This window comes from Kocuria soli, from assembly GCF_003797835.1.
In the GTDB taxonomy this organism is placed as follows: domain Bacteria; phylum Actinomycetota; class Actinomycetes; order Actinomycetales; family Micrococcaceae; genus Kocuria; species Kocuria soli.
On the sequence record NZ_RKMF01000018.1, the window covers coordinates 30,296 to 51,258 of the forward strand.

Below are 20,963 nucleotides of genomic sequence, written 5' to 3' on the forward strand. Positions count from 1 at the left end.
CCTTAGGCCGAGAGATGGAGCAGGCGGATACGGTCGGGGCGCAAGTTCGGCGTGTGGAATCCCGCATGCTGCAGGACGCTGCCTCTGGCGGTGGTGCCGTTGGGCCACCAGGACGGTGCGGTGAACCCGGCGTCCTCAGCTGCCGGGGTCACGTCCGTGATCGTGTACAGCGTGTTGGGGTCCAGCCCCGCCAAGGTCAGACGGCCCACGGGATCGGTCAAGGACACCCCACTGCAGACGACGGCGAACATGGCCTCGTGCCCATCGGCGGATACCACGCCGTGGACATCCCATTCGGGGTCTGCCTGGTCCAGCCGGACCAACCGCCCGTGGTGCAGGAGTCCGCGGTGTTGTTTGTAGAGGGAGACCCACTCGGAGAGTTCATCGAGTTCCGCCTCGGACGCCTGCGTGAGATCCCATTCCACGCCGAAATGTCCCCAGAGGGCGGTGCCCGCACGGAAGTTGACCGTGTGCAGTCGGCCGGTTTCGTGCGAGTGCCCGGCAGCCACGTGGCTCCCCATGAGTTCCGGTGGGACCAGCTGCTGGGTCCACCGGTGCATCTCCTGACGCTCGGCCGGGTCGATGCAGTCGGAGGTCCAGAAGCGATCGGTGTGTTCCAGGACCCCGAGGTCCACGCGTCCACCGCCCGATGCGCAGGACTCGATCTCCAGTCGGGGAAAGCGTTCCTTGAGTTCAGCCATGAGCCGGTAGGCGGCCAGGGTCTGCCGGTGGACACCAGGGGCGCCGTCCACCGAAGAACCGGCCTCGAGCAGATCGCGATTGTGATCCCACTTGATGTAGGCGATGTCGTTGTCCGTCAGGACTCGGACCATCTGGTTACGGACGTGCTCGTAGGCCTGTGGGTTGCCGATGTCCAGGACCTGCTGGAAGCGGCTGGACACGGGCGGGCGACCTTCCGGCGAGAGGATCCAGTCCGGATGGGCTCGGGCAAGGTCCGAGTCCACATTGATCATTTCCGGTTCGAACCACAGCCCGAACTCCATCCCGAGTGAGGTGACGTGCTGGACCAGCGGTGCCAAACCGTTGGGCCAGACCTCCGGGGAAACCGTCCAGTCACCCAGACCGGAGGTGTCGTCGCGTCGGGAGCCGAACCATCCGTCGTCGAGGACGAATCTTTCGATGCCGATGCGGGCGGCCAGATCCGCCAGTTGTTGCAGCTTCTCCAGCCGGTGATCGAAGTAGACGGCCTCCCAGACATTCAGTGTGGCCGGCCGCTCTCGCCTGGGGTGCTGGGGCCGGGAGCGGATCCAGTCATGCAGCCGGTTGGCCTGGGCATCCAGGCCGACGCCGTAGGCGCCGTAGAGCCAGGGGGTCGTGTAGGACTCGTCCTTTCCCAGCACGATTTCTCCGGGGAGGAGCAACTCACCACCCCCGAGAGTGCGTTGACCCGAGTACTCGCGTTCGGCCCAGGTCCGGTGGTTGCCCGAGAAGCCGGTGTGCAAGCCCCAGACCTCGCCCTGGCGGAACCCGAATCCGGACTCACCCGCGATCATCAGGTGCGCGGCGTCGGCGCCGGTGCGCCCCTTCCGGCCCTCACGGAGGTGGAGGCCGACCGTGAACGGGGCCCGCTGGGCGCGGCGTTCCTGTCCCCAGTGCCCCGCGAAATCCTGCAACTCCGTCGCGCGCGCCGGGACGGGCAGTGTCATGCTCAGGTCGTCCAACCGGTAGTGCCCGTCGATGCGGTTGGTCACGGTGCTCTGCGCCCGCACCACGCCCTCTGGCGTCAGCTCCAGGGTGATCGTGAGGTCGATGCCATCAGGTGACCCGACATCAACGATCAAACGACCGGGTCCGAACTCGGAGAAGCCGTCACCCACCTCCTGCGCAGCGGTGTCGCTGGCTGCGTGGGGCAGGAACTGGGTCGTCTGCACGGAGAAATCCGGGGCCCACGCCTGACCGTCGCGGTGTCCCACCAGCCCGGGGCGGCCCGCCCAGCCCCAGCGGGGTTCCGGAATCACACCGACGTGCATGGGTGCATCCGGGCAATTGGCAACCTGAGCCGATTCGGTGGACAGGGCAACCATCCGCGCGTCGTGCGAGGTCAACTCACCCAGGTCAGCTCCCCAGTGGGCGATTGCCGGGATCCGCCCGTCCGGTCGGCTCAGCAGGACGGACACGCCTCCGGCGCGCAGGTGGATCTGTTGTGCGTTACCCGCGACTGCACTGGTGTGGACTGCAGCCTTGGTGGACTGGTTCACGGTCTCGAACCTCCGAGCCCTCGATTATGTGGTCTGACTCACTCTAGAATGAACATAATCGAACATCAATAGTGATAGAACAATCATGACGAACCGCGGTGAGTGGCATCATGGAGGCGAGAGCAAGGAGATGGTCGTGATTGATCTACTGCCCGCCGAGCGTCGTGCGCGCATCCTCGAACAAACTCGTGCACAAGGTTCGGTGCGTGTCGCCGACCTGGCGCAGGTGTTGGGGGTTTCGGAGATGACCGTGCGTCGAGACCTCGACCAACTTGCAACCGACGGGGAGTTGCACAAGGTTCACGGTGGGGCGCGGCTGGCGGCCCCGGGGTCGGCGTCGGAGGAGCCAGGGTTCCTGCGCAAGTCCCGATTGCATCAGGGGCAGAAGAGCGCCGTTGCGAAGGCCGCTGCGGCCCTGGTCGAACCGGGCATGTCGGTGTTCGTCAATTCCGGGACGACCACCTTCGCCTTGGCTCGCGAGCTGCGGGCCGTTGAGGATCTGACCGTCGTGACCAACTCGCCGCGCATCGCGCAGGTGTTCGAGGATCGCCCCGCGGCCGGCGGGCAGGTGGTCATGCTCGGCGGCGTCCGCACTCCCTCTGATGCACTCGTGGGGCCGCTGGCCGTCCGTTGCCTTGAGACGCTTCACGCGGATGTGTGCTTCATGGGCGTCCACGGCTTCGACATCGAGGCGGGCCTGAGCACCCCCAACATGCTCGAGGCGCAGGTCAACCGAATGTTCTTGGAGCACGCGAACCGTAGCGTCGTCGTCGCCGACGCGACCAAGTGGGGAACCGTGGGCCTGTACGGGTTCGCGCCGCTGGAGGTCGTCGACGACCTGGTCACGGACACCGGGCTGCCGGAATCAGCGCTGAACGAACTCGAGGAAAGGATCACCCGTGTCCACCGTGTCGCATGACCTGCCAGCGTCGTTGGTGCATCACATCTCCCATCGGCTCTCCGACGGTCGAGAAATCACGTTCTTCGGCCACGACGACGACGTCCTTCCGACCGTTGTTCATGACCCACGACCGGCCGCAGAGCGGGCGGGGCACGGGCAGCTGCGCCAAGACCCGTTGTCCGGGGACTGGATCGCGCTGGCCACGCACCGCCAGAACCGAACCCACCTGCCGCCCGTCGACCAATGTCCTCTGTGCCCCTCCGCGCCGGGGCGGCAGTCGGAGATCCCGGTCAATTTCGAAGTGGCTGTTTTCGAGAACCGGTTTCCTTCGTTGGGGCCTGATTTGGTCGAGCTTCCGGGGCCGGATCAGCTGCCGGAGATCGGGCACGTCCACCCGGCCGGTGGTCGGTGTGAGGTGGTGGTCTACACCCCGGAGCACGAGGGAAGCTTGGCGGAACTCGACCTCGATCGCGTTCAGCTGGTGGTTCGTGCCCTGGCGCAACGCACCGGTGCGCTGTCTCGGCTGAAGGGGGTCAAGCAGGTCTTTCCGTTCGAGAACCGCGGTGAGCAGATCGGTACCACGCTGCACCACCCGCACGGGCAGATCTACGCCTACCCCTATGTCACGCCCACTGCCCTGAAAACGGCACGCCGGGCCGAACAGCACCTGAGCAACACCGGGCGAACGCTGCATGCCGACCTGTTGGAGGCGGAGCAGGCCGACGGCGAGCGCATGCTCCTGGCGGGTGAGCGCGTGAGCGCATACGTTCCCTGGGCAGCCCGATGGCCGCTGGAAGTGCACGTGGTCCCGCACCGTCATGTACCGGATCTTGCGGCGCTCACCGGAGAAGAGTTGGATGAGTTCGGTGCCGTGGTGCAGGACGTGCTGCGTCGGCTCGACGCTCTCTACCCCACTCCCACCCCGTACATTGCGGCCTGGCACCAAGCCCCGCTGGTACCTGGATTGCGGGAGGCTTCGCGGTTGCACCTGGAGATCGTCAGCCCGCGCCGGGCGGAGAACAAGCTCAAGTTCTTGGCTGGCTCCGAAGCTGCCATGGGCGCGTTCGTGGGGGATGTCAGTCCGGAGGAGACCGCGGCACGATTGCGAGGTGTGTTGTGAGCGAGGCAGACATGGTGCACAGCGGCGAGTCGAACCGGGCCCGCGCGCTCGCGGGGGAGTTCCAGCGGCACTTCGACGTCGAACCTGATGGGGTTTGGCGCGCGCCCGGTCGAGTCAACCTGATCGGCGAGCACCTCGACTACAACAACGGCTTGGTTCTGCCCTTTGCCATTGACCGCTCTGCGATGGTCGCCGTCCGACTGGTCCCGGACAGGGAAGAGAGTGACCTGACGTCGACCTGGATCGACCCCCGCACCGGGGAGCCTGCCCGTGCACGTCTTGTCGTCAGGGATGTGCAACCGGGTTCGGTGTCAGGGTGGGCCAGCGGTCCGGCAGGCGTTGCCTGGGCGCTGGAGCAGGCTGCGGGCGTTCATGTCCCCGCCTTCGAGCTGATGCTGGATTCCAACGTCCCCGTCGGTTCTGGGCTGTCCTCCTCCCACGCTGTGGAGGTGGCTGTGGCCATGGCGCTCAATGACCTCACGAACGCAGGGTTGAGCCGTCGCGACCTCGCGCGGGTGACACAGCGGGCCGAGAACGAATTCGTGGGAGCTCCCACGGGCATCATGGACCAATCGGCATCCCTGCTGGCCACGTCCGGCCACGCTGCGCTCTTGGACTGCCGGACCCTGGAGGTGGAGCACATTCCGCTGCAGCTGGCGGAGGCGGGATTGCGGATCGTGGTGGTTGACACTTGCGTGGCGCACAGTAACGACGACGGCGGATACGCTGCCCGTCGTGCTGCCTGTGAACGCGGAGCCGCTGCGCTGGGGGTCGAGTCCCTGGGTGATCTGCCCGTTGACGCGGACATCTCGGATTTGGACGAGGCCACTCTCCCCAGGGTTCGTCACGTGCTCCGGGAACGTGCTCGGGTGGACGCCGGCGTCGAGCACCTGAGAGCGGGGCGGTGGGCAGAACTGGGGAAGGAACTCACGGAGTCACACAACTCGCTGCGTGACGATTACCAGGTCTCCTGTCCTGAACTCGATGTCGCGGTCGAACGCATGTTGGGTGCGGGTGCCCTGGGTGCCCGGATGACCGGCGCGGGATTCGGAGGGTCAGCGATCGGTCTGGTCCCTGCTGATGATCTCGAAAGCGTGAAGGTCGAGGTGCTGGCCGCATTCGATGAACGCGGTTGGCAGTCCCCGCGTCTCTTCACCGTGTTGCCCGGGCCGGGGGCGTCCCGGGTGGGCTGACGCCGTGCCCACGATCACCGCGTAACACCCGCGGACTTTCCCGCCCCTCTGGACCGCCATTGATGTGCGAATGTAAACTAGATGCAATCGCAAATCTGACGGTGGGTGAGGTGGATCGTGGCTCATGGAGGGGTGCGGGTGACGACCAAGTGGGTCGTCCGCCCGGAGGTCGTGACGCTGCTGGCCGCACTGCTGGGTTTCGCGGCTGTCTTCCTGGTGCTGCTGGCCCTGGTGTCCTCGGGAATCCTCGTGTGGTGGGTCGCCGCGTGTGCACTGGTCGCCCTGTTGGTCGGAGCGCTCGTGGTGTCGATGCTGCTCCTGACGCTCCGCGGGCCGAAGCACGTGCGCACCCGGATCTCCCACGACTGGGTGGTCCCTGAAGAGCGGGACGCCATGCAGATGCTCACGGGGTGGTTCGCGGCCCAGAATGCTCGGGTCGTGCGCCTTGACCAGCACAAGCTGTACGTCCGGGTCGGTCACCGCCTCCCGAGCACCGTGTTCACCCGGCCGGATCGTCTCCCGGCGGTCCTGACGATCACCGCGCACCCGCGCCCCGGGGCGGCCACAGTGATCAATGCGCGCAGCAGGGACGACCTGCGCTGGACGCCGTGGCACAGCCCTGAACTGGTCGCCGTGCTCAGGCGGCGTCAACGTGAGCTGCTGCAACGATGTGTTGCCATCACCACGTCCCGATGACCGGTGTGCTCCTTCACACCGCATGTATGGTCGGCAGTGAGCTATTGCGACCGGTGACGGATGGACTGACCGCGACCGGTCCGTGGCGGCCGGGTGCGACCTCCACCATTCGGCTCCTGAACGACAACCCCCAATCGTGAGGTAATCACCATGCCTGCTCATTCCATGCCGTCCCGGCTGCTCGCTGAAGCGCTGGGAACCCTGGTCCTGGTCCTGGGTGGCTGCGGCGCAGCTGTCCTTTCCGCATCTGTCATCGCCGGCGGTGCCATCAACATGGGCATCGGCTTCCTGGGCGTTGCTCTGGCCTTCGGCCTGACCGTCGTGGTCATGGCGTACGCAGTCGGCTGGGTCTCCGGCGGACATTTCAATCCGGCCGTCACGCTGGGCGCCGCCGTTGCTGGTCGCTTTGAGTGGAAAGCCGTCCTGCCGTACTGGGTTGCCCAGATCCTGGGTGGCTCGCTCGGCGCGATGATCCTCTACGTGATTGCCTCCGGTCAAGAGAGCTTCTCCGCCACGGCGGGTGGCTTTGCGACCAATGGCTACGGTGACCTGTCGCCCATGGGCTACACCCTGCTGTCCGTGTTCATCGCCGAAACCGTGCTGACCTGCATCTTCCTCTTCGTCATCCTGGGGGTGACGGATGACCGCGCCAACCTGGGCTTTGCCCCGCTGGCCATCGGCCTGTCGTTGACCTTGATCCACCTGGTCTCCATCCCCGTGTCCAACACGTCCGTCAACCCGGCGCGTTCGCTCGCCGTGGCCTGGTTCGTGCCGGATGCCTTGGGGCAGGTGTGGTTGTTCTTCGTGGCACCGTTGCTGGGCGCTGCCATCGCCGGGATCCTCTACCGGGCGTTCTTCCCGAACAAGACCGACGACGTCCTGGAGCGCGACGACGACGTCGACATCTACGCCTCCGCCTGATCGTCACCGGGCTCGCTGCCCGATTGCATCAGCACCAACGACGACGGCGCCCCACGGGGCGCCGTCGTTCTTTCGTTTCGTGACCAGGCCCGTGAGTTGAAGGCCGCTTCGGACCCACGCCTACAAGGCCGTCAGGCCCCGGATCACCATCGTCACTCCGAGCGCCACGAGAACCAGGCCGGCCGTGGCGCTGATCCACGGCAGCACCCTCTGCAACGCCCCCAGCGTGCGCGGCGCTCCCAATGCGAAGGCGAGCAGAAGGTCCCACGTGAGGACCACCGTGAACATCCACGTCCCGTAGAAGATCAGCGAGCCTGCTGGAGCGGGGGCAACGGCGGCGGCCAGGCTGACGTAGAACAGGGCATTCTTCGGATTGAGCAACCCGGAGGCGAAGCCGGTGCCCAGAAGTCGCCACCGCAGCTGCGGGTTCACAGCGCTCGACCGTTGTGCTTCGAGCGGTACGGTCGCCCGGGCATCCGCGCGGAAGAACTGGACGCCGACATAGGTCAGGAAGCCACCACCCACCAGTTCGAAGACGGAGAGCACCACCGGATTGGTGATGAATCCCAAGCCCGCGAAGGCGGCTGAGATGAACAGCGCGTTGGCCAGTGCAATACCCACGCACACCATCGCGGCAGGCACCCGGCCGTGTCTGAGCGACGTGCGGACGATCAGGAAGAAGTCCACTCCCGGGATGAGCAGAGCCAGGAAATGCGCCGCAGCAACCGCCACGAATTGCTCCACTGCTCCAACTCCGTTCCCCGCAAGCCGTTTCACACAAGCCGCTTCCCCGCGAGCTCTGACCCGGGTCGTACACCCGCCCCGGGAAACGCCGTCGAGGGCCACGATCGCCCGTGCCCATGACGCCTGTACCCATGACTGTGCCGGCTCGGGGAAACCTGGTCTTGTACGAAAGTGAGCGACCGACTGCCGCGGGAGATTCAGCTGCGGTAGCTGCCTGGGGAGGCGGCCACGTGGGCCCGGAAGAGCCGATGGAAATGGCTCTGATCGGTGAAGCCGAGGCCGTGGGCGGTGCCCGCCAGGTCGTGTCCCTCGGCGAGCATGCGGCGAGCGCGAATGATCTTCTGGTTCTGCCGCCAGGCCAGCGGTGTCAGCCCGGTCGCGGACTTGACCGATCGGATGAGCTGGTACCGGGTCATCCCCGCCAGCTGCGCCAACTCATCCAGCGAAGGATTGCGTTCGTCGTCCCGCAACCGCTCGAGAACCGACCCCAGACGCGTGGCCGACAAAAAGGTGGCGGGTTCGGGCTCGGCCCAGACGGGCTTCATGTTGCTGCACTCCTCCAGCGCTTTCCGGAGATGTGCGCCCACGCGTTCAGCGTCTTGCGGGTCCGCAGCAACCATCTTGGTGATGCGCGTGAACGCTTCGTGCAGTCGCGGGCTCCGGAAGACCCGGATGCCGCTGAACCAGGTCTCCACCGCTCGGCCCTGTTCGACCGAATCGATCTGGGAACGGGCCCAGGTCTGATCCATTTGCAGGAACTGGTAGTTCCAGGCCCCGTCATGGGGGTTGCACGCATGAACGTGACCCGCGGGAATGACGATGGTGTCGCCCGCGCGGAGGTCGACGACGGTGTCAAAGGCCCCCGTGAACCGCGTGCTTCCGCGGTCGATCACACCCAGGGCCGCCCGCTCGTGGAAGTGCGGACGGTAGCACCGCTGACTCTGCTCGGAGCGCCGCAGCTCGAAGTGCGGCGAACCGGTGCTGCGCGTGAATTCGTTCATGGGCGTGTGACGACGGCGCCCCGAGTGAACTGTTCCCCGGAAGTTGGAGCGGTAATCACAGCGTAGTGGTGGTCGTTGTCATGAGGGCCTGATTCCGATACTGCATCGGGGTCAGGCCCTCGAGTCGTTCTTGGATACGGTTGTGGTTGTACCAGTGGATGTATTCCTCGATCTGGTCGATCAGCTCGGTAACAGTCTCGGGTGTTCGCTCGAGGAAGGCCTCAGCCTTCAAGTGTCCGAAGAAGTTCTCTGCGATCGCGTTGTCGTAGCAGTTGGCTTTACGAGACATCGATTGGATGGCTCCGGCGTTGGCCAGCAACTCCCGCCAGGACGCGTGGCGGTACTGGAAGCCCTGGTCCGAATGCACCAATGGGCCAGCACCGGTTGGCAGTGACTCCAACGCCTTGGCCAGGGCGGCGTTGGTGAAGGCGGTAGTTGGTCTCAGGCTGATCGAGTGCGAGATCACGACCCGGTCGTGCAGATCGATGATCGGAGACAAGTACACGCGGGTCCCGGCTACGCGGAACTCGGTGACGTCTGTGACCCACTTGTGGTTGGGTGCCTGCGCGGTGAACTCACGCTTGAGCAGGTGCGGGGCTGTGAGACCCTCAGCACCGGGGTATGAGTTGTACCGAGGTCTGCGGACCCGGCAGCGCAGTCCGAGCTGATGCATTAAGGCCAGCACGGTTTTCTTGGCCACCGTGTATCCCTCGGTGGTGAGCACTCGGTGGATCCGGCGGTGCCCGTACCTGCCCTTGGCCTGGGTGAACACGGTCTGGATACGTGCTTTTACCTGCGCGAACCGGTCAGGACGTTGACTCCGGCGTTGGTGGTAGAAGTACGTCGAACGGGGCAGGGCTGCGATCTGCAGGAGTAGCTCGAGTCGATGGGATGCCTTGAGACTGGCGACGATGCTGGCTCTCACCGATGCCCTTGGTGTCTCAAGGCCCGAAGTTTTTTCAGGTACGCGACCTCGGCGCGCAGTCGTTCGTTCTCCTGCCGTAGGTACTCGGTCTGATCAGTGGGCTGTTGCTCAGAGCTAGCCCGGCGACCGCGCTTGCGTGGTTCTAGAGCCTTCACCCCGCCGGTGCGGTAGAGCTCGGACCAGCGTTGAATCAGCCGTGGCGTGCTGATGCCAAGCTCAACGGCCAGGTCGGTGCTAGCTTCCCCGGCAGCGTGACGGGTCACGGCCTCGAGCTTGAGTTCGACGGGGTAGACGCGCTTGGTATTACTAGGCACAAGTGTCAGCCTGCCATGTACTCGCCACCGGCCATGCAGGTTCCGCACGGCCTGATATCGAACTCCAAGCCGGTAGGCCACCGCACGTTGACCGTGGCCTTGCTCGAACAGGGTGATCGCTTGTTCTCGTTGTTCAGGGGTGAGGCTTGATAACTCGGGCATAGAACTGTTCCCCGGAAGGTCGGACTCAAATTCGGAGTCCAACTTCCGGGGAACAGTTCAGAGGGACGCCGTCGTCGTTATCACTTCTCGAGCAGGTCCTCGATGTCCGCGGTGATCTCGGCGGGCTCGGTGGCCGGTTCGTACCGGGCCACCACCTGACCCGACTGGTCCACGAGGAACTTGGTGAAGTTCCACTCGATGTCCGCGCCGTTGGGCCCCTGCTTCTGGGTCTTGAGCCACTCCCACAGCGGATGTGTGTGCAACCCGTTGACGTCCACCTTCTTGTACAGCGGGAACTCGACTCCGAAGGACGTGCGGCAGAACTCCTGGATCTCCTGCTCCGCGCCGGGCTCCTGCCCACCGAACTGGTTGCAGGGGAAACCCAACACGGTGAACCCGCGGTCCTTGTACTGCTCGTAGAGCTTTTCCAGACCGTCGTACTGGGGGGTGAAACCACATTCACTCGCCGTGTTGACGATCAGGACGACCTGACCCGCCAGCCGTTCGAAGCCGTCCTGGGAGCCGGAAATCGTGTCCGCGGTGAAATCGTGAAGGTTGCTCATGAGTTCCTTTCGGATGCAATGAGTGGACGCCTACAGTCTGCCGTACGGTCTGCTGAACCGCAGGCGGGTTCTTGCTCAGCCGAGCAGGACGACGTCCAGCCTCCTGGGGCCGTGCACGCCCTCGACCCGCTCCAGTTCGATGTCCGAGGTCGCGGAGGGGCCCGAGATCATGGTGATGGGATCCGCGTGGTTGATGCGCTCGAAGGCTTCGGGGATCAGCTCGACCACCGTGTCCAGCGGCACCACGCACACGTGATGATCCGGAACCAGGCTCAGGGCCCGCCGTCCTTCGTCGGGGCGGCTGTTGAGGAAGATGGTCCCCGTCTCTGCGCAGGACACGGTGGATGCGGTGACCACGGCACCCAGCGCATCCAGTTCGCGGGCCGAGAGGACGGACCCTGAGTCGTTGACGTCTCGCACCGGCTCGATGCCTTCCGGCAGCCAGGTGTCCGGAACACCGTCCGGGACGACGGTCGATGCGTCGCCCAGCAACTCACGTAAACGCCCCGGCAGGGTTTCGGTGGTCTCCCGGTACACGTTTGCCTTGTAGTCGGTCAGCCGGTCCTCGAGCATCTCGACCACGTCGTCGTGGTTCAGCGAGGAGGTCCTGCGATAGTTTCGCGGGACCTCCGGTGCCGCCGGTTCATCGCGCAGTGCGTGCCCGATCCGGGCCAGGATGGTGGCCTTGGCGTCTGTCTGGCTCATGCCGGTTCCTCCCCGGTGCTGTTGACCTCACTGGATTTGGTGTCCTGCCCTTCGGGGTCGGGGCGTTGCGCGCGCAGGTGGTAGACCGCCTGTGCCTCGGCTCCCCACGCGGCATGTTCCTCGATGCCGGCCGCCAACGACGGCGTAGGGCCCGGTGCGCCGTCGGCCTGTGGCAGGTGGGTCTGCCCCAGATCGCGCTCCACGCGCTGCTCGGCGTTCGCACCGTTCTTCTGCCACCAGTTCCGGAAGGACTGCGACGGCGGCACGGGGATGTCGCGTTCCTGGGTCCAGCCGCCGACCATCCCGGGCAACCACTTGAGTCCGCCGAAGGGCTTGAGGGCACCGCGCCCCACAGGCAGGGCGCGCTCGGCCAGTCCCATCCTGGTGCCGGAGGACATCACGGTGCCGGCGGCCTTCATGAGCAGGTCCATCTCAGAGGGAACGCGCTTCTTCTTGAAGTCCGCCGGGTGCTCGGCGGGTTCCACGGGTGCGCCGGAGGCTTCCGCCTCAGCCGCCCGCGCTTCGAGTACGGTGGCCCGCTGGGCAGAGGCCTGATCGTCCCGCTGACCGTGTTTGGTCCGGATGTCCTCGTCGCGCAGGTGCACCAGGATCGACGGGATGTCGATCTTCACGGGGCAGACCTCGTAGCACCGGCCACACAGCGAGGACGCGTAGGGCAGCGAGTTGTTCTGTTCTGCTGCCACACCCGTGAGCTGAGGGGACAGGATGGCGCCGATGGGCCCCGGGTAGGTCGAGCCGTACGCGTGACCGCCTGCGTGTTCGTAGACGGGGCACACGTTCAGGCAGGCCGAGCACCGAATGCAGTGCAGGGCCGAGCGACCGTCGGGATCGCCGAGTACGGCCGAGCGGCCGTTGTCCAGCAGGATCACGTGGAACTCTTCCGGGCCGTCGTCCTCGGTGACCCCGGTCCACATGGAGGTGTACGGGTTCATGCGCTCGCCTGTGGAGGACCGTGGGAGCAGCTGGGTGAAGACTTCCAGGTCGGCGAAACGAGGCAGGAGCTTCTCGATGCCCATGACCGTGATCAGGGTCTTGGGCAGCGTCAGGCACATGCGTCCGTTGCCCTCGGATTCGACGACCGTGAGGGTTCCGGTTTCGGCGATGCCGAAGTTCGCACCGGAGATCGCAACCGTGGTGTCCAGGAACTTCTCCCGCAGATAGCTGCGGGCGGCCTCGGCCAGAACAGCGGGTTCGTTGGTCAGTTCCGCGCCGGCTCCGGGCATCCGGCGGGAAAAGATCTCCCGGATCTCGTCACGGTTCTTGTGAATCGCAGGCACCAGGATGTGGGAGGGCTTGTCCTCGGCCAACTGCACGATCAGTTCGGCCAGGTCCGTTTCATGGGCCGTGATGCCCTGGGCCTCCAGGTGCTCGTTCATCCCGATTTCCTGGGTGGCCATGGACTTGACCTTGATGACCTCATCTACGCCCTTGGCGCGCACCAGATCGGTGATGATCCCATTGGCCTCAGCGGCGTCGCGCGCCCAGTGGACCACTCCGCCGCGCGCGGTGACGTTGGCCTCGAACTGCTCCAGCAGTTCCGGCAGTCGCGCCCCCACCTCCTTCTTGATGGCCGAGCCTGCGTCACGCAAGTCCTGCCAGTCGGGGAGCTCGCCCACCACTCGACCGCGCTTGGTCCGGATCGTGTGCGTCGCGTGGCCGATGTTGGCCCGCATCTGCTTGTTCTCGAGTTCTGAGCGGGCGTGCTCGGGGAACGGCGTCTCCTCGTAGAGATTGCCGGACCCGTAAGCAACGCGAGTCCCGGGCATTCCCAGGTTGACAGAGCTCATCGGGGACCTCCTGAGGGTGCGACCGACGCGGAGTCGGCGGGCGCGACAGTGGCGTGGCCGTGGGGGATGGACAGCTCGGCGATCTGATCCAGTTCCAGCGGGTTGGCGCGGGTCGAGGCCAGGATCTCCGCGATGTGGACCGTGCGGACCTCGGATCCCCGGCGGCGCGCGGCCCCGCTGATGTGCAACTGGCAGGACGCGTCCCCACCCGCGCACAGGTTGGTGCCGGTGGATTCGATGTTCTTGAGCTTGGCCTCCACCATGGCGCCGGAGACATCGGGGTTCTTGAAGGAGAACGTCCCGCCGAAGCCACAGCACTCATGGGCGTCCGGCAGGTCCACGAGGTCCAGGCCTTCCACGCTCGAGAGCAGGGTGGTGGGTCGATCGCCGAGGCCCAGCAACCGCAGGCCGTGGCAGGACGGGTGGTAGGTGATGCGGTGGGGGAAGTAGGACCCCAACTGTTCTGCGGCGTTCGTGATGCCCAGGACGTCCACCAAGAGCTCCGAGAGCTCGTAGGTCTTGGCGGCCACCTCCTCGGCCCGCTCGGCCAGGGCGGTGTCGCCACACTTGCGGGCGACCATGGGCTGCTGGTGCCCCAGGGAGGCCACGCACGAACCCGAGGGGGCGACGGCGACGTCGTAGTCCGCGGAGGTGAACGCCTCGACGTGGTTACGCACCACCGGTAGGGCATCCTCGATGTACCCGCTGTTGACGTGCATCTGGGAGCAGCAACCCTGGCCGGGGGGAAACACGACCTGGTGGCCCAGCCGTTCGAGAATCCGAACCGTGGCCAAGGCGACCTTGGGATACATCGCGTCCACGATGCACGTGGCGAAAAGTGCGACCTTCATAGATCCTCCGCGATTTCTGTGACGCGGGTCATGTACAGTTTCACACGACCTCATGTGGTTCGACCATACTCGTCCGTGAGCCACATCGCACTCCGGGCTGACTCCTGGATCCCCACGCGGAATCAGTCCCTCAACTGCAGGAGTCATCCGTGAACACATACACCGCCCAAGTTGATGCGGTGGCCGGGAGCCTGGGTCTCTCGGCCCTCGTCGGCATCATCCCGTTGGCTGCCTTCTTCATCGCCCTGGTCGGGCTCAAGCGCAGCGCGTGGCTCTCCGGTCTGATCGCTTTGGCCACCGCGATCATCGTGGCGGTCCTGGCCTTCAAGATGCCGGTCGATCTCGCCCTGCTGTCGGCCAGCCAGGGTGCCGTCTTCGGCCTCTTCCCGATCGTGTGGATCGTCGTCATGGCGCTGTGGTTCTACCAGGTCACCGTCGCGGCCGGACGTTTCGAGGACATGCGGGCGATCTTCGATTCCATCGGTGGCGGTGACGTCCGCATCCAAGCCATCCTGATCGCCTTCTGCTTCGGTGGTCTGTTGGAAGCCCTCGCAGGTTTCGGTGCGCCGGTTGCCATCACCGCCACGATGATCTTGGCGATCGGGCTCAAGCCGCTCAAGACCGCCGTCGTCGTGCTCATCGCCAACACGGCGCCTGTCGCCTTCGGCGCCGTGGCCATCCCGATCACGACGGCGGGCAAGCTCACCGGTCTTGATCCTGCTCACATCGGTGCCGTGGTCGGGCATCAGGCGCCCCTGTTCGCGTTCGTCGTTCCGCTGTTCCTCCTGCTGCTGATCGACGGAGTGCGCGGTGTGAAGGACGCCTGGCCGGCGGCCGTCGCCATCGGCGCCTCCTTCGCCGTGGCCCAGTGGTGGACCGCCACCCACTTCTCCTACGAACTCACGGACGTCGTCGCCTCCCTGGTGGGCGTGGCCGGTGCCGTGATCCTGCTCCGGTTCTGGAAGCCCAAGGGCGCAGCCGAGGCCAAGCAGCGCCTGGGGATCGAAGAGATCGAGAACGTCAGCGAACTCACGCCGGTGCGCGTGTGGATGGCCATGGTTCCCTACGTCCTGGTCGTGTTCGTGTTCGGCGTGGCCAAGCTGTGGACCCTCGGGGTCAACGTGCCGAAGGCGCTGGCCGCGACCGACCTCACGATCCCCTGGCCAGGGCTGGACGGGCGGTTGCTCAGTGCCGCCACGGGGGAACCGATCACCGGAACCGTGTACACCTTCACCTGGCTCTCCTCGCCCGGCACGCTGCTGCTGATCACCGGCCTGCTGGTCACGATCATCTACACGGTGTTCAACCACAACGGGAAGTTCCCCATGACCATCGGCAAGGGCCTGCGGGAAATCGGTGCGTGCATGTACAAGATGCGCTTCTCGGCGCTGACCATCATGTCCGTGCTGGCATTGGCCTACGTCATGAACTTCTCCGGTCAGACCCTGGCCATCGGCAGCTTCGTGGCGGGTCTGGGTGCGGCCTTCGCGTTCTTCTCCCCGGTCCTGGGGTGGGTCGGTACGGCCGTGACCGGATCCGACACCTCCGCCAACGCACTGTTCTCCAACCTGCAGCAGACCGCGGCAACGGGTGCGGGGTTGGATCCCAATCTGATGGTGGCGGCTAACACCACGGGCGGTGTTGTTGGCAAGATGATCTCTCCGCAATCCCTGGCCATCGCTGCAACCGCGGTGAGCATGCCCGGTCAGGAGTCGACCATCTTCAAGAAGGTGCTGCCTTGGTCCCTCGGCATGTTGGTCGTGCTGTGCGCACTGGTGTTCCTGCAGTCCAACGTGCTGGCCTGGATGCTGCCCCCGCAGTGACACCAGGGGCCGGGGGGCAGCCGGACTCCGGCACCGTCAAGGACGACGCGCCCGCGTACGCGGCCGTCCTCGAATGGGTCGAAGAGCGTTTGCGCAGCGGCGATCTCGCGGTCGGGCATAAGCTGCCCGGCGAGCGTGCGTTGGCCGAGGAGTTCGGCATCTCTCGCGCCTCGGTCCGTGAAGCGGTGCGGGTCCTCGCGGCCATGGGCCTGGTCCGTTCGGGGACGGGCTCGGGGCCCAAGGCTGGTGCCGTCGTCGTCTCGGAACCCTCGGCCGCACTGTCCTGGGCGCTGCGCATGCACGTTGCCACCAAGGCGCTCCCCATGGCCGACGTGGTCGCCACGCGCGTCCTGCTGGAGACGCAGGCGGCACTGGCGACCGGGCTGGGCGTGGAGGAGGAGCAGAGGGGGGAGGTCCTCGTAGCGGCCCGGTCCTACTTGGAGGAGATGGACGATCCGAGCATCCCTGATGCGCGCTTCCATGACCTTGACGCGCGCTTCCACGTGGAGCTCACCACTTTGGGGGGCAACGTCGTCCTGACCACTGTCATGCAGTCCCTGCGTGATGCGGTGATCGGTTACGTGCAGCAATCCGTGGCCCGCGTTCCCGACTGGATCGGGCTGCGCGCGCGATTGCAGCGTGAGCACTGGGGGATCCTCGAGTCGTTCGAGGCGCAGGACGGTGCCCGTGCTGCACGGCTGCTCCGGGGCCATATCGAGGGGTTTCATGCGACCGTCGTGGCCACGGAATCCTGAGCTTCCTGTCCCTTGGCGGGCACCAGCTGGTTGCCCGAGAGTGTCCGTATCTGTCCCGTCGTGACCAATTTGGCGACCACTCCGAACTTTTTTGTGATGTTTTGGAGATCACGTTCCGCCGAGTCTCGTTCGATCTTGAAACGCGCTGACCAGTGGAAATGTGGGACCGCCGGACCTAATCGGCATCGATATGCATGGAGTTTGGTCCCTGTCGGGCATCGATGGCGTTACTCGATCGTGACAATCCGTGATCTGTTCGTTATGGTTTTCGTCGTGCCGCTCGAACGGGCGACACCGCCGGACTGGATGCCGCATCCTGCCGCTGTCCGGTGAAGATCCCGAACACGGACATGGCAGGAGCGAGGGACCCACTTCTGTGGCCCGAACCTCATGGAGGTCGGACCTTGGGGTGAAGCCGAGGCGGTCCACCCACTGAGCCTCGGCCGGTTTACTCCGAACCGAACCCGACAGCTCACCCCGCAGGCACTCTGGAGGAAAAACCAATGCAGAACGTCAAGACTGTTGCTCGTCGCACCGGCCTCGGTATCGCAGTTGCCGGTGTCGCCGCTGCAGCCACCATTGCTCCCGCTTCGGCCATGCCCGAGCTGAGCTACACCGGCACGCTGCCCACCTCCTTCGATGGTGTGGACTACTCCGCTGCCGAGGCCAACGGCTGGTCCTTCTCCTGGACCCTCGACGCCAACGGCAACCCGACCTACAACTACGGCAACGGCGCCTCCTCGGCTCCGGCTGCTGCTTCCAACGCTGCTCCGGCCGCTCAGGCTTCGTCCTCCGACGCCGCTCCGGCTGCTGCTTCCAACGCTGCTCCGGTGGCCCAGGCTTCCTCCAACGAGGCTGCCCCGGCTTCCGCTTCCTACGAGGCCCCCGCCGCCCAGGCTTCCTCCTCGAACGAGGCCCCGGCTGCTCAGGCTTCCTCGGGTGTCTCCACCCAGTCCACCGGCTCCGGCTCGACCTCCGGCATCGCCGGCGCTGCTCAGGGCTACGTGGGCTCCGGCTACGTCTACGGCGGCACCACCCCGGGCGCCTGGGACTGCTCTGGCTTCACCCAGTACGTCTACGCTCAGCAGGGCATCGAGCTGCCCCGCACTGCTGCTGCTCAGGGTGCCGCAGGCACCCCGACCTCCAACCCGCAGCCGGGCGACCTGGTCATCCAGAACGGTGGCAGCCACGTCGGCATCTACCTGGGCAACGGTCAGATGATCTCCGCTCTGAACCCGAGCCAGGGTACCCAGGTCCACTCGGTCAACGCCATGAGCGTTGACAGCTACGTGACCTTCTGATTCGCGCAGCGATCACTGCGGTGATCACCCTTTCGGCGCGGTGACGCGCCTGACATCCGAGTCAGTCTTGGACGTCCTGCCCGGAGGCGGCGGACCACACGGTCCGCCGCCTCCGGCGTGTACGGGGTCAGGGGCCCAGTGGTGCGTTTGGGCTCACAGCGTACGTGGGGCTGAGCTGTGCGGCCTGTTGGCCCGACCCTTTACACTTGACCTCATGCCTCACGACATATCCCGGACGACCCACGGCGCCCGCCGCGTGGCCACACCGGACGATGCGGAGTATCGAAGTTGCCACTACGGCAACAGCTCCCGCTCTCATGATCTGCACATCACTGGCTGCCTGACGACGACGGCGGTGAACGCCCGTTGAGCACGATCGTTTCGGCACTGATCCTGCTGGTCGTTCTTCTTCTCCTGATCTTCGCCAACGCGTTGTTCGTCGCGGTGGAGTTCGCCTACCTCACGGTCAATCGGAACACCATCCGAGAGCGTGTGCACTCGGGTGACGCTATAGCGGGAGCCGTGGACAAGGCATTGTCCAAGACCTCCACGAACCTTTCCGGCGCCCAACTCGGTATCACCATCTCGAGTCTGGTCGCCGGTTACCTGACCGCCCCCTCCCTGGGTGTCCTGCTGAGTGAAGGGCTCGGGACCACGCATCTGCCTGCCGGTGTGGTCACCGCGATCGGCACCACCGGGGCCTTCGTCGTCGTCACGTTCGTCCAGATGGTCTTCGGTGAACTGGTCCCCAAGAACTGGGCCATAGCGGAACCGATCAAGGTTTCCCGTCTGGTGGTGCGTCCGCAGAATCTCTTCATGCTGCTCCTCGGCTGGCTGGTCCGCATCCTCAACTCCTCGGCCAACGGGATCCTGCGGCTGTTGGGCTTCGATCCGCAGGAGGAAGTCGCCAACGCGCGGACGGCAGAGGAACTCATCTCCGTGGTGTCCCGCTCGGGTGAAGAAGGAACACTGGACCCGGCCACCGCCGAACTGGTCGCACGTTCTATCGAATTCGGCGATCGCACCGCTGCCGATGTCATGATGCCCCGGCCTCGCGTGACCTTCGTGGAGGACGAATCCGTGCAGGACGTCCTGGACCTCACCGCGCGGACCGGGCATGCCCGGTACCCGGTCATGGGTGAGAGCGTGGACGACATCATCGGCATCGTGCACTTCAAGGACGCTCTGGGGGTGCCGATCGAGGAGCGGGTGAGCACGCCGGCGCACAAGATTGCCCGCGAGGCCACCGTGGTCTCCGAATCCATGACCCTGGACCCCCTCCTGCGTGAACTCCGCCAGCCGGGTCTGCAGATAGCAATCGTCGTCGACGAATACGGCGGAACGGCCGGGATCGTGACCCTGGAGGACCTCATCGAGGAGATCGTCGGCGAGATCGACGACGAACAGGACACCACGCTGGCCAAGTACCGGCGTCGGCGGGACGGATCGATCGTGGTCTCCGGCCTGCTGCGGCCGGACGAACTCGGAGAGATCGTCAAACTCGACCTGCCCGAGGGGGAGGAGACGGACACCCTGGGTGGCCTGATCGGCGAGATGCTGGACCGCCTGCCCGAAGTCGGAGACGAAGTGACCGTGGAGGGCACCGACCACGAGCACCGGGACGAGGACGACCTGCCCACCCAGGGCCGGTTGTCACTGCGAGTCGGGGCGATGGACCAGTACCGCGTCGAGCGGGTGATCGTGAACCGTCTCCCGCAGGAGGACGACGACCAGGAAGCGGGCGAACCACCCGTGCAGTACGAGACCGTTGAGGACCCGACCGGAAGCGGGCCCAGCGAGGACGGGCAGGGTCCTGAATTGGACACCGCGCTGCGACCGGGGGAGCAACGATGAGCGACGCACTTGCTGTTCTGGTCCTTGTTCTCCTGTTGCTGGGCAACGCCTTCTTCGTGGGGGCCGAATTCGCCATGGTCTCGGCCCGCCGCGACCAGCTCGAACCCAGGGCCGCCGATGGCTCGGGAGCCGCCCGATCCGCACTCAAGGGCATTGAGGACGTCTCCACGTCCCTCGCCGCGACGCAGCTGGGGATCACGGCCTGTTCGCTCTTGATCGGCTCCGTGGGTGAGCCGGCGATCGCCCACCTGATCGAGCCCCTGTTCGAAATGGTGGGTGTGCCCGAGTTCCTGGTCCACCCGATCGCGCTGGTCATCGCGCTGCTGGTGGTCACCTTCCTGCACATGGTGATCGGTGAGATGGTGCCCAAGAACATCGCCATTGCCCAGCCGGCCGCCTCGGCGTTGGCCCTGGGTCCCGTCCTGCGGTTCTTCGTCGTCGTCCTGCGGCCTGTGATCTGGTTGATGAACGAGACGGCGAACCTCGTGGTGCGTTACGGCTTTCGCGCAACGCCCAAGGATGAAGTGGCCTCGGCCTACACATCGGACGAGGTCGCCGGTTTCGTCGCCGAATCCGGACGGGTCGGGCTTCTGGACTCCGATGAAATCCACCTGCTGACGGGTGCCCTGAACTTCGAGCGACTGACGGCTGCCGACGTCGCCATTCCGTTCGAGCAGATGCGCACGGTGGCCCATGACGCCACCAACGCCCACCTCGAACGGCTGACCGCCGAAACCGGGTTCTCCCGGTTCCCGGTGGTCGGGCCCGACGGTGAATTGCAGGGTTACGTTCACACCAAGGACGTCCTCGGTCTGGCCCCGGAACAGCGGGACCAGCCTTTCGATCGATCGATCCTCCACCAGCTCGGCACGGTGCCCGAGGAAGCCAAGCTGCAGAGCGTCATGCGCCGAATGCAGGTCAACAACGCGCACCTGGCGCTGGTGGAAGGCTCGGCCGAGACGCAGGGACAGCGCGCGATCGTTGCGCTCGAGGACGTGCTCGAGGAACTCGTGGGTGAGGTCCGTGACGCCACGGACATGCCGCGTCCACGCTGATCTAACCGGTTGAACTGCGACCCCCGAGCTGATTCCACGGCTCGGGGGTCCG

The 20,963-nt window shown here is 65.6% G+C and carries 19 protein-coding genes and 1 riboswitch; of the genes, 10 read left to right on the plus strand and 9 right to left on the minus strand.

Translation table 11 applies throughout. The features are described 5' to 3' along the window. Positions 1-2: 2 nt before the first annotated feature. Positions 3-2,219 (minus strand): alpha-galactosidase, encoded by a 2,217-nt coding sequence (locus tag EDL96_RS12345; protein ID WP_233568882.1) that lies wholly within the window; start codon positions 2,217-2,219, stop codon positions 3-5. A gap of 136 nt (positions 2,220-2,355) precedes the next feature. Between EDL96_RS12345 and EDL96_RS12350 the strand changes: the two genes are divergently transcribed. The 5 genes from EDL96_RS12350 (at position 2,356) to aqpZ (ending at position 7,050) form a co-directional block, all read left to right on the plus strand. After that, positions 2,356-3,138 carry a DeoR/GlpR family DNA-binding transcription regulator gene (locus tag EDL96_RS12350; RefSeq protein WP_199732614.1) on the plus strand — a complete coding sequence of 261 codons (783 nt, stop codon included), beginning with the start codon at positions 2,356-2,358 and terminating at the stop codon, positions 3,136-3,138. After that, positions 3,119-4,240 carry a galactose-1-phosphate uridylyltransferase gene (galT, locus tag EDL96_RS12355; RefSeq protein ID WP_233568883.1) on the plus strand — a complete coding sequence of 374 codons (1,122 nt, stop codon included), beginning with the start codon at positions 3,119-3,121 and terminating at the stop codon, positions 4,238-4,240. The genes EDL96_RS12350 and galT overlap by 20 nt, the downstream gene beginning before the upstream one ends. Further along, positions 4,237-5,433: a galactokinase gene (gene galK, locus EDL96_RS12360; protein WP_233568884.1), complete on the plus strand. Its 1,197-nt coding sequence runs from the start codon at positions 4,237-4,239 to the stop codon at positions 5,431-5,433. The genes galT and galK overlap by 4 nt, the downstream gene beginning before the upstream one ends. A 138-nt stretch (positions 5,434-5,571) precedes the next feature. Beyond that, positions 5,572-6,129, plus strand: a complete 558-nt coding sequence (locus tag EDL96_RS12365) for a hypothetical protein (protein ID WP_123826547.1) — start codon at positions 5,572-5,574, stop codon at positions 6,127-6,129. A 150-nt stretch (positions 6,130-6,279) separates the two neighbouring features. Then, positions 6,280-7,050, plus strand: a complete 771-nt coding sequence (gene aqpZ / locus EDL96_RS12370) for an aquaporin Z (RefSeq protein WP_123826548.1) — start codon at positions 6,280-6,282, stop codon at positions 7,048-7,050. Positions 7,051-7,170: 120 nt separating this feature from the next. Here the strand turns inward: aqpZ and EDL96_RS12375 are convergent, their stop codons facing one another. The 8 genes from EDL96_RS12375 to EDL96_RS12410 all read right to left on the minus strand — a co-directional run bounded on the left by EDL96_RS12375 (position 7,171) and on the right by EDL96_RS12410 (position 14,123). Further along, a complete protein-coding gene (locus EDL96_RS12375; RefSeq protein WP_123826549.1) occupies positions 7,171-7,794 on the minus strand; it encodes a LysE family translocator in 624 nt (207 codons plus the stop codon). A gap of 197 nt (positions 7,795-7,991) precedes the next feature. Then, positions 7,992-8,795 carry an AraC family transcriptional regulator gene (locus EDL96_RS12380; protein ID WP_123826550.1) on the minus strand — a complete coding sequence of 268 codons (804 nt, stop codon included), beginning with the start codon at positions 8,793-8,795 and terminating at the stop codon, positions 7,992-7,994. A gap of 55 nt (positions 8,796-8,850) precedes the next feature. Continuing rightward, the gene (locus EDL96_RS12385) at positions 8,851-9,720 is read right to left on the minus strand and encodes an IS3 family transposase (protein WP_123826551.1); all 870 of its coding nucleotides are present in this window, start codon (positions 9,718-9,720) and stop codon (positions 8,851-8,853) included. Further along, the gene (locus tag EDL96_RS13815; RefSeq protein ID WP_123826552.1) at positions 9,717-10,196 is read right to left on the minus strand and encodes a helix-turn-helix domain-containing protein; all 480 of its coding nucleotides are present in this window, start codon (positions 10,194-10,196) and stop codon (positions 9,717-9,719) included. Before EDL96_RS13815 ends, EDL96_RS12385 begins: the two co-directional genes overlap by 4 nt. An 80-nt stretch (positions 10,197-10,276) precedes the next feature. Further along, positions 10,277-10,759 (minus strand): glutathione peroxidase, encoded by a 483-nt coding sequence (locus EDL96_RS12395; protein ID WP_123826553.1) that lies wholly within the window; start codon positions 10,757-10,759, stop codon positions 10,277-10,279. Between the two features lie 75 nt (positions 10,760-10,834). After that, positions 10,835-11,464: a LutC/YkgG family protein gene (locus EDL96_RS12400; protein ID WP_123826554.1), complete on the minus strand. Its 630-nt coding sequence runs from the start codon at positions 11,462-11,464 to the stop codon at positions 10,835-10,837. Further along, a complete protein-coding gene (locus EDL96_RS12405) occupies positions 11,461-13,272 on the minus strand; it encodes a LutB/LldF family L-lactate oxidation iron-sulfur protein (protein WP_123826555.1) in 1,812 nt (603 codons plus the stop codon). The genes EDL96_RS12400 and EDL96_RS12405 overlap by 4 nt, the downstream gene beginning before the upstream one ends. Further along, on the minus strand, positions 13,269-14,123 hold the full coding sequence (locus EDL96_RS12410; protein ID WP_123826556.1) for a (Fe-S)-binding protein: 855 nt from the start codon (positions 14,121-14,123) through the stop codon (positions 13,269-13,271). Before EDL96_RS12410 ends, EDL96_RS12405 begins: the two co-directional genes overlap by 4 nt. A 149-nt stretch (positions 14,124-14,272) precedes the next feature. Between EDL96_RS12410 and EDL96_RS12415 the strand changes: the two genes are divergently transcribed. The 5 genes from EDL96_RS12415 (at position 14,273) to EDL96_RS12435 (ending at position 20,911) form a co-directional block, all read left to right on the plus strand. Then, positions 14,273-15,946 carry an L-lactate permease gene (locus EDL96_RS12415; RefSeq protein ID WP_123826557.1) on the plus strand — a complete coding sequence of 558 codons (1,674 nt, stop codon included), beginning with the start codon at positions 14,273-14,275 and terminating at the stop codon, positions 15,944-15,946. Further along, positions 15,943-16,701, plus strand: a complete 759-nt coding sequence (locus EDL96_RS12420; RefSeq protein ID WP_123826558.1) for a FadR/GntR family transcriptional regulator — start codon at positions 15,943-15,945, stop codon at positions 16,699-16,701. Before EDL96_RS12415 ends, EDL96_RS12420 begins: the two co-directional genes overlap by 4 nt. Before the next feature lie 326 nt (positions 16,702-17,027). Then, a riboswitch (cyclic di-AMP (ydaO/yuaA leader) is annotated at positions 17,028-17,202 on the plus strand. A gap of 2 nt (positions 17,203-17,204) precedes the next feature. Then, positions 17,205-18,002: a C40 family peptidase gene (locus EDL96_RS13820; protein ID WP_233568885.1), complete on the plus strand. Its 798-nt coding sequence runs from the start codon at positions 17,205-17,207 to the stop codon at positions 18,000-18,002. Positions 18,003-18,368: 366 nt separating this feature from the next. Next, positions 18,369-19,856 (plus strand): hemolysin family protein, encoded by a 1,488-nt coding sequence (locus EDL96_RS12430; protein WP_233568886.1) that lies wholly within the window; start codon positions 18,369-18,371, stop codon positions 19,854-19,856. After that, positions 19,853-20,911 (plus strand): hemolysin family protein, encoded by a 1,059-nt coding sequence (locus EDL96_RS12435; protein ID WP_123826559.1) that lies wholly within the window; start codon positions 19,853-19,855, stop codon positions 20,909-20,911. Before EDL96_RS12430 ends, EDL96_RS12435 begins: the two co-directional genes overlap by 4 nt. The last annotated feature ends 52 nt before the right edge of the window (positions 20,912-20,963 follow it).